Below are 8643 nucleotides of genomic sequence, written 5' to 3' on the forward strand. Positions count from 1 at the left end.
AAAACAAAATTTGTCATTTTGGGCGTTTTTAAATGACAGGCTTTCTCTTAAAAATACCATCCCTTTACTGGGGGATTTGGTGTTGCAAGGATCTCGAACTACCACAACTTATTGAGTAGTTACGCATCCAGTCCATAACATGCTGAAACGACAACAAAAAAAAGCAACACTCACTTGTGCTTAAGTGATACCTACTTCCCTTCTGACAACACAACCAAACGTTTCGGTTGCAACAAACCTTTCTGGTTCATCTCGCCTACTCCAACAAACAACTTATTCTCGCCTAGCGTAATTCTCACTAATTGATCAGGTTGCAAATCAGCAGCTGGTACTGCTTGGCCTTGCATTAAAGCCTCAAGCAAAGTAATAGGCAAATTCACTTCTGGATAACGTGCAACAGCACTGTCCATTGGCAACAAGTGTTTATCGAGTTCAACAAAGCGATGATCGTCTTCAGGTTCTGTACCTTCTTCCATTTCTTGCAACTGTTCTAACGTAACAATGCGCTCGTATGGATAATCCGCAACATGAGTACGACGTAACATGATTACATGAGCACCACAGCCAAGTAATTCACCAAGATCATCAATGATCGTGCGAATATACGTACCCTTAGAGCAATGAATGTCTAACGTAAGCTCATCGCCTTCAAGCTTAATGAATGTCAGATCAAAAACGGTAATAGGACGAGCTTCACGAGGAACCGTAATGCCTTCACGTGCATACTTATATAACGGCTGACCTTGATATTTTAGTGCAGAGAACATGGTTGGCACTTGTTTAATGTCACCACGGAATTGTTCTAGACCTGCATCTAACTGCTCTTGAGTAAACTCTACGGGCTTTGTTTCAACAACTTCACCGTCAGAATCACTGGTGTCTGTACGTACACCCAGTTTAGCGGTAACCAAATAGCGCTTATCTGAGTCCAATAAATGTTGTGAAAACTTGGTCGCTTCACCTAGGCAAATTGGCAACATGCCTGTTGCCAACGGATCAAGCGCTCCCGTATGCCCTGCTTTTTGTGCATTGAACAACCGTTTTACACGTTGCAAGGCAAAGTTAGAACTCATGCCTGTGTTTTTATCTAATAAAACAATACCGTTTACTAGCCGACCTTTTTTAGAGCGACGAGCCATTAAGCCGTCTCCTCATCACGATCGCTTGATTTTGCTTTTTCTTGGTCTTTAATAACGACTTCAGTCACTAAAGTAGACATACGCATGCCTTCTACTAAAGAGCTATCATACTCAAACTTTAATTCAGGCATCACACGTAATTTCATACGTCCTGCGACTAGACTACGAATGTAACCAGAGGCCTTTGTTAAAGCAGCAAGCTTTTCTTGAATTTGCTCAGGGTTTTCATCAAAGAAAGTTACATATACTTTTGCAAAACTAAGGTCACGTGACACATCAACATCATTAACTGTCACCATACCAATGCGAGGATCTTTCATGTCTCGCTGTATCACCATCGCCAACTCCTGTTGAAGTTGTTGACCAATGCGACGGGTACGACTGAATTCTTTAGCCATTTTCTTTACTCAAATAAACAAAAAAAGGCGGCTATTGCCGCCTTTTTAAAAACACAACTTAAAGTGTTCTTGCCACTTCGACAGTTTCGAAGACTTCGATTTGGTCTCCGACTCTTACGTCGTTGTAGTTCTTAACACCGATACCACATTCCATTCCATTACGAACGTCTTGTACGTCATCTTTAAAGCGACGTAGAGATTCAAGTTCACCTTCGTAAATAACAACGTTTTCACGAAGTACACGGATTGGAGCGCTACGTTTGATGTTACCTTCTGTAACCATACAACCAGCAATGGCACCAAGTTTTGGCGATTTAAATACATCACGAACTTCAGCAAGACCAATAATTTCTTGTCTGAACTCAGGTGCAAGCATACCACTCATCGCAGACTTAACTTCATCAATTAAGTTATAGATGATGCTGTAGTAACGCAAATCGACACTTTCAGCTTCGATTGTCTTACGAGCCTGTGCATCTGCACGAACGTTAAAGCCAACCATAATAGCGTTAGACGCTGCTGCTAGTGTTGCATCAGTTTCAGTTAATGCACCAACACCACGACCAATGATGTTCACTTTAACTTCATCAGTTGAAAGCTTAATCAATGAATCACAAATCGCTTCAAGTGAACCTTGAACGTCTGCTTTAAGGATAATGTTAAGCTCAGCAACTTCACCTTCAGTCATGTTAGCAAACATGTTTTCAAGTTTCGCTTTTTGCTGACGTGCAAGTTTCACATCACGGAATTTGCCTTGACGGTACAATGCAACTTCACGTGCTTTACGCTCGTCTTTAACAACTGTCGCTTCATCACCCGCTTGTGGTACACCAGAAAGACCTAAAATCTCTACTGGGATTGAAGGGCCTGCTTCAGTAATTGGATGACCGTTCTCGTCTTTCATCGCACGGATCTTACCGTATTCAAGACCACACAGAACGATATCACCTTGGCGTAAAGTACCTTCTTGAACCAGTACAGTAGCAACAGGGCCACGACCTTTATCAAGCTTAGATTCAACAACCACGCCAGATGCCATGCCTTCGCGAATCGCTTTAAGCTCAAGAACTTCTGATTGAAGTAGAATGCCTTCTAATAATTCGTCAATACCCGTACCTACTTTCGCAGATACGTTAACGAACATGTGCTCTCCACCCCAATCTTCTGACATTACGCCATGTTGAGAAAGTTCACTTCTTACACGCTCAAAGTCAGCTTCAGGCTTATCAACTTTGTTCACTGCAACAATCAAAGGTACATCAGCCGCTTTAGCATGTTGAATCGCTTCAATTGTCTGTGGCATTACACCATCATCAGCGGCAACAACTAGAATAACGATATCAGTCGCTTTTGCACCACGAGCACGCATTGAAGTAAACGCAGCGTGACCAGGAGTATCTAGGAACGTCACCATGCCGTTTTCAGTTTCTACATGGTATGCACCGATGTGCTGAGTAATACCACCGGCTTCGCCAGAAGCAACTTTTGCACGACGGATGTAATCGAGTAATGAAGTCTTACCATGGTCAACGTGACCCATAATAGTTACAACAGGAGCACGCGGCTCAGCTTTCTCATCTTCACCACGATCTGAAAGTACTTGATGCTCAAGCTCGTTTTCTCGAGTTAGCACTACTTTATGACCCATTTCTTCAGCAACCATTTGTGCTGTTTCTTGGTCAAGTACTTGGTTTATGGTAACCATGCTGCCCATTTTCATCATTTGTTTGATGATTTCAGTCGCTTTGATTGCCATTTTTTGTGCTAATTCAGAAACAGTAACTGTTTCACCGATCTTAACGTCACGGTTTACCGCTGCAACTGGCTTATTGAAGCCATGAGCCATTGACTCTGGTGCAACTGATTTATTGTTGCGGTTGTTGCGGTTATTACGGTTACGGTCACGACCGCCACCTTTTGTTTTCTTGTTACGACGACGGCCACGACGCTCTTCTTCAGCATCTGACTTATCTTCAGCAGCACGAGCCGCTTGAGATGTCGTGATATGGTGGTCAGCTGTTTTTTCAGCTTCTTTGCGTTTGGCTTCTTCTTCTTCCCAACGCTTTGCATTTTCTTCAGCTAAGCGGCGTGCTTCATCAGCGGCTTTTGCAGCCTCTTCTTCACGCTTTTGTTTCTCAGCTTGTTCTTGAGCAGTTCTTAAGCGCTCAGCTTCTTGTTTTGCTACTTCCACTTCTTTAGGATCTTGTTTCGCTTCTACTTCTACTGCTTTAGTCTTTGCTTCTGCTTCAGCTTTCGCCTTGGCTTCTGCTTTAGCTTTTGCTTCAGCTTCGACTTTCGATTTAGCGTCAGCTTCTGCTTTAGCTTTAGCTTTGGCTTCAGCCTCTGCCTTTGCTTTTGCTTCAATGTCCGCTTGTGCTTTTGCTTTAGCTTCTTCTTCCGCTTGTTGTTCTAACTCAGCAGGATCACGCTTAACAAAAGTACGCTTCTTACGTACTTCAACTTGTACGTCTTTAGATTGACCAGAGCTACTTGAAACACTCAACGTTGACTTTTGCTTGCGCTGTAAAGTCATTTTCTGAGGTTTAGCATCTCCGCCATGTTGTTTCTTTAGAAAATCAAGCAATTGATTCTTTTCGTCTTCCGTTACAGAATCATTAGTGCCTTTTTTTATACCAGCTTGTGCGAATTGCTCAATTAAACGATCAACGTTCTTGTCATTTCGTACTTCTGCAGCCAGTTTTTCTACTGTTGTTTCTGACATCAGTTAAACTCCCCCTGTTGATCGACTTATTCTGCTTCATCGCCAAACCAACAGATGTTGCGGGCAGCCATAATCAGCTCACCAGCTCTTTCTTCTGTCAATTCTTCAATTTCGATCAAATCATCTATGCCTTGTTCGGCTAAATCTTCTAGTGTAATCACGCCTTTACTTGCAAATACGTAAGCAAGGTGCTTTTCTAGTCCTTCAAGCGCCAGTAAGTCTGCATTCGGTTCTGCACCATCTAATGCTTCTTCAGAAGCTAATGCTGCAGTTGAAATTGCTGATTTCGCACGTTCACGCAATGCTTCAACAACATCTTCATCGAAACCATCAATATCAAGCAACTCTGTAACCGGCACATAAGCAATTTCTTCCAGAGAAGTGAAGCCTTCATCTGCAAGTACTTGGGCAAAATCTTCATCAACGTCTAATGAATTCACAAATAACGTTGTTATTTTCGCACTTTCAGCTCTGTGTTTCTCGTTCATTTCGTCAACTGTCATCACGTTAAGCTCCCAACCTGTAAGTTGAGTAGCTAGGCGAACGTTTTGACCATTGCGACCAATCGCTTGAGCCAAAGCACCTTCTTCAACAGCAATATCCATTGAGTTTGAGTCTTCATCAACAATGATAGATGCAACATCAGCTGGTGCCATAGCATTGATAACAAACTGAGCTGGGTTATCGTCCCATAGTACGATATCGACGCGCTCACCATTTAATTCATTAGATACTGCTTGAACACGTGCACCGCGCATGCCCACACAAGCACCAATTGGGTCAATACGTCTGTCGTTTGACTTAACTGCAATCTTTGCACGAGAACCTGGATCACGTGAAGCACCCATGATTTCAATCATCTCATCAGCAATTTCCGGTACTTCTACTCGAAACAGCTCAATCAGCATGTCTGGTTTTGTGCGAGTTAAGAAAAGTTGTGCACCACGTGCTTCAGGACGAACAGAATAAAGCAGTGAGCGAACACGGTCGCCAGGACGGAAAGTTTCACGCGCAATGATGTCATCTTTAAAAAGCACACCGTCAGCGTTGTTACCTAAATCAATAACGACTGTGTCACGGTTACTCTTCTTAACGACACCAGTAATTAACTCGCCTTCTTTGCTTGCGAATTGTTCAACCACTTGTGCACGCTCTGCTTCACGAACTTTTTGTACAATAACTTGCTTAGCCGTTTGTGTCGTAATACGGTCAAATTGAACTGAGTCAATTTGCTCTTCTACGTAATCACCTTCATTCAATTCCGGCTCTTCAAACTGCGCAGCTTCTAGAGTGATCTCAGCGTATGGGTTTTCTAATAGTTCACCCGCTTCAGGGTTTACAATTAACCAACGACGAAAAGTATCGTAATGACCGGTTTTACGATCAATCTCAACACGTACTTCGATGTCGCCTTCGTATTTTTTCTTTGTTGCTGTCGCAAGCGCAATCTCCAGCGCTTCAAAAATCTTTTCGCGTGGTACCGCTTTCTCATTCGATACCGCTTCCGCAACTAGCAGGATCTCTTTATTCATCGTCTTGCCTCGTTCACCTTGAAACTATCAAAACTTCGCTATTAGATTGCCTTTACGGATATTATCCAAAGCAACTAGCGTGTCATTGCCATCAACCTGAAGTGAAAGCATTTGTCCTTCTACTTTAGTTACGGCGCCTTTTAATTTACGACTGCCATTAACTGGCATATTCAATAAAATTTTTACTTCTTCACCGATGTACATCCCGTACTGTTCGACAGTAAATAATGGTCTGTCAACGCCCGGTGAAGATACCTCTAAGGTATATTCGTTTACGATAGGATCTTCTACATCCATTACCGCACTGATTTGACGACTGGCTTCTGCACAATCATCAATTGAAATGCCGTTATCACTGTCAATGTATACCCTAACCGTAGAATGTTTACCTGCTTGAACATAATCAATACCCCACAGTTTATAGCCTAACGCTTCAACTGGTGCAGTAAGCATGTCTGTCAGTTTGGATTCTAATCTTGCCAAAACGACACCCCCATAAAAAACAAAAAAGGGCATATAGCCCCATTACAACATCACTTCATGTGATAATTTTCAGGTTTAGGAGCATCCCCCCAAATAACAAAAAACCCCGTATTCCACGAGGTTATCATTATAAGAACCTGTAACTACAATGACTTAACGCTCTCGTTAAATTAACTGTCATTGTAGGGAGCTGGTTGCGGGGGCCGGATTTGAACCGACGACCTTCGGGTTATGAGCCCGACGAGCTACCAAACTGCTCCACCCCGCGTCAACTGCTGCAAGTATATTGATTATCACCTTTACTTGCAATAACTAAGCCTACTTATTTCGTAGAAAACTCAGTTAAACTTTGGTGCCGAGAGCGGGACTTGAACCCGCACGGCCATAGGCCACCACCCCCTCAAGATGGCGTGTCTACCAATTCCACCACCTCGGCATTAAAGCTTTTCGATAAATCCTAATTAATCAGGAATTTTATCTTCTGTAGATTCTTTTTTCGCTGGTGCAGTTTTTGCTGCATCGGCTGGTTGCTGCTCAGTAGCAGCTGGAGTGCCTAAATTTTCCCATGCTTTATCATCTGAAGCGTGGTTAGCACTCATGCGACCGATCATCAAACTTACGATGAAGAAAAGAATCGCTAAAATTGCTGTCGCTCTTGTTAATGCATTACCTGCACCACTTGAGCCAAATAGAGTTCCCGATGCGCCTGCACCGAAAGATGCTCCCATGTCAGCACCTTTACCTTGTTGGATTAAGATTAGACCAATCAAGCCAATGGCAACTAACAAATAAATTACTATTAATACTTCGTACATTACGCACTCATCGCTATGCTACATAAACTCAAAAATTCGGTAGAGTTCAAGCTTGCCCCGCCAATCAACCCACCATCGACATCTGGCTGAGCGAACAAATCTGCGGCATTACTAGGGGTAACACTACCACCATATAAAATTCTTACGTTTTCACCGATAAATGGTGAAACTTCTGATAAACGCTTACGAATAAAAGCATGCACTTCTTGAGCTTGCTCTGGCGTAGCACTTTTACCAGTACCTACTGCCCATAAAGGTTCGTAGGCAATAATTGCATTATCGAAAGCCATAGTACCATTTTTTTCGATAACTACATCTAATTCTTCAGCAATCACTTCAAAGGTTCGACGAGCTTCACGAGCTGGTCCTGATTCACCTACGCATAGAATTGGTGTTAAACCACTCTGCTGTGCGGCAGCAAATTTCTCAGCAACAATATCACTTGTTTCACCGTACATACGGCGTCGTTCAGAGTGACCGATGATAACATAATTACAACCAGCATCTTTCAGCATTTTAGCTGAAACTTCACCAGTGTATGCACCAAAGTCGTGCTGACTGACGTTTTGAGCGCCCATACGAACTAATGAACCATTCAATGCATTTTTATTTGCTTCAAGCTGTTGCCTAACATTTTCAAGATAAATTGTTGGCGGACAAAGAACCACTTCTGCGGAATCATTTTGTAGCTTTGCGGCAAATTTCTTAAATAACTCTACAGCCAAAGCTGAAGATCCATTCATTTTCCAGTTGCCAGCAATCATAGGTCGTCTGAGTGCCATTGCTGTCTCCTTTAAAGCGGGCTGAATAATAGCGAACCAATGTAAAAGTTACAATAGTTCGAGTGTTAATTTTTATAAAGCGATGTTTCGTCGGCTACTTTTCAGTCAATAAGCTGACTTTTTAATGTCTTTGACAGCGAATTGACTCGAAAATTACCTATTGGAACTTTTCACTTTGTTTACCAAGTAACTATTAATCATTTTTTAATGCACAACTCGATATTAAATCAAAATTATTTGATGTCACTGCAATCTTCTCAAAAACTAGGGGCTGTTGATCTTTGTTTAGTCATTCAGCTGAGCAATGGTTAGCTCTTGTGTGTCACCGTCAAGGTTTTGAGGAGGGAAATACACTTTCAACGAATTAGCCAACCTAAGAGCTGGCGATTTGCCTATGAAAGTAACTGCTGCAATAGCGCGTCTGGGTAATATTTCAGGTGTGGATGCCAGCATGTATTGCAAATAACCATTATTTACCTAAATGAATAGAGCTCAATGCTTGAGCTCTATTCATATTCCAATGGAAAACCAACTAACACAACATATTTAAAAAGGCTCATATCGTAATTCAAACTGCTCTGATAAACTTGCTTGAGTGTTTGCCTTTGAGATACTTTTCAAAATGGAAATTCTCAGTATAGTTAACCTAATTAGCAACAAGAAATGCTACGAAAGGGTTCGTCAATTGAGGTGGAAAGAAGGCGTTACTTGTCCACACTGTGACTCTAAAACCATTAAAAAGAATGGTCATGATATTACTCAAAAAGATTGT

9 protein-coding genes and 2 tRNA genes are annotated in these 8643 nt (G+C 42.1%); 1 reads left to right on the plus strand and 10 read right to left on the minus strand.

The genetic code is table 11. The features are described from left to right. Positions 1-191: 191 nt before the first annotated feature. The 10 genes from truB to JQC92_RS19550 all read right to left on the minus strand — a co-directional run bounded on the left by truB (position 192) and on the right by JQC92_RS19550 (position 8324). On the minus strand, positions 192-1139 hold the full coding sequence (truB, locus tag JQC92_RS19505; RefSeq protein ID WP_205001214.1) for a tRNA pseudouridine(55) synthase TruB: 948 nt from the start codon (positions 1137-1139) through the stop codon (positions 192-194). After that, on the minus strand, positions 1139-1537 hold the full coding sequence (rbfA, locus tag JQC92_RS19510) for a 30S ribosome-binding factor RbfA (protein ID WP_205001215.1): 399 nt from the start codon (positions 1535-1537) through the stop codon (positions 1139-1141). The genes truB and rbfA overlap by 1 nt, the downstream gene beginning before the upstream one ends. A gap of 58 nt (positions 1538-1595) precedes the next feature. Continuing rightward, on the minus strand, positions 1596-4259 hold the full coding sequence (infB, locus tag JQC92_RS19515) for a translation initiation factor IF-2 (RefSeq protein ID WP_205001216.1): 2664 nt from the start codon (positions 4257-4259) through the stop codon (positions 1596-1598). 26 nt (positions 4260-4285) lie between these two features. Beyond that, positions 4286-5791: a transcription termination factor NusA gene (gene nusA / locus JQC92_RS19520; RefSeq protein WP_129945368.1), complete on the minus strand. Its 1506-nt coding sequence runs from the start codon at positions 5789-5791 to the stop codon at positions 4286-4288. Between the two features lie 27 nt (positions 5792-5818). Further along, complete coding sequence (gene rimP, locus JQC92_RS19525; RefSeq protein WP_205001217.1) at positions 5819-6274, minus strand: ribosome maturation factor RimP; 456 nt, start codon at positions 6272-6274, stop codon at positions 5819-5821. A gap of 191 nt (positions 6275-6465) precedes the next feature. Then, positions 6466-6542, minus strand: a tRNA-Met gene (locus JQC92_RS19530). Between the two features lie 82 nt (positions 6543-6624). Further along, positions 6625-6710, minus strand: a tRNA-Leu gene (locus tag JQC92_RS19535). A 25-nt stretch (positions 6711-6735) separates the two neighbouring features. Then, positions 6736-7089, minus strand: coding sequence for a preprotein translocase subunit SecG (gene secG / locus JQC92_RS19540; RefSeq protein WP_205001218.1), 354 nt, complete (start codon positions 7087-7089; stop codon positions 6736-6738). Further along, the gene (gene tpiA / locus JQC92_RS19545; RefSeq protein ID WP_205001219.1) at positions 7089-7871 is read right to left on the minus strand and encodes a triose-phosphate isomerase; all 783 of its coding nucleotides are present in this window, start codon (positions 7869-7871) and stop codon (positions 7089-7091) included. Before tpiA ends, secG begins: the two co-directional genes overlap by 1 nt. 285 nt (positions 7872-8156) lie before the next feature. Beyond that, a complete protein-coding gene (locus JQC92_RS19550; protein WP_205001220.1) occupies positions 8157-8324 on the minus strand; it encodes a hypothetical protein in 168 nt (55 codons plus the stop codon). Between the two features lie 169 nt (positions 8325-8493). Here JQC92_RS19550 and JQC92_RS23320 point away from each other — a divergent pair. After that, positions 8494-8643: transposase (locus JQC92_RS23320; RefSeq protein ID WP_205001221.1), on the plus strand; the 150-nt coding region annotated here is incomplete at its 3' end.

The sequence above is a fragment of the Parashewanella hymeniacidonis genome (genome assembly GCF_016900895.1).
GTDB lineage: Bacteria > Pseudomonadota > Gammaproteobacteria > Enterobacterales > Shewanellaceae > Parashewanella > Parashewanella hymeniacidonis.

Coding starts and splice junctions, on each gene's coding strand:
- truB (WP_205001214.1), bottom strand. CDS start 1,139: ATGGCTCGTCGCTCTAAAAAAGGTCGGCTAGTAAACGGTATTGTTTTA.
- rbfA (WP_205001215.1), bottom strand. CDS start 1,537: ATGGCTAAAGAATTCAGTCGTACCCGTCGCATTGGTCAACAACTTCAA.
- infB (WP_205001216.1), bottom strand. CDS start 4,259: ATGTCAGAAACAACAGTAGAAAAACTGGCTGCAGAAGTACGAAATGAC.
- nusA (WP_129945368.1), bottom strand. CDS start 5,791: ATGAATAAAGAGATCCTGCTAGTTGCGGAAGCGGTATCGAATGAGAAA.
- secG (WP_205001218.1), bottom strand. CDS start 7,089: ATGTACGAAGTATTAATAGTAATTTATTTGTTAGTTGCCATTGGCTTG.
- tpiA (WP_205001219.1), bottom strand. CDS start 7,871: ATGGCACTCAGACGACCTATGATTGCTGGCAACTGGAAAATGAATGGA.
- JQC92_RS19550 (WP_205001220.1), bottom strand. CDS start 8,324: ATGCTGGCATCCACACCTGAAATATTACCCAGACGCGCTATTGCAGCA.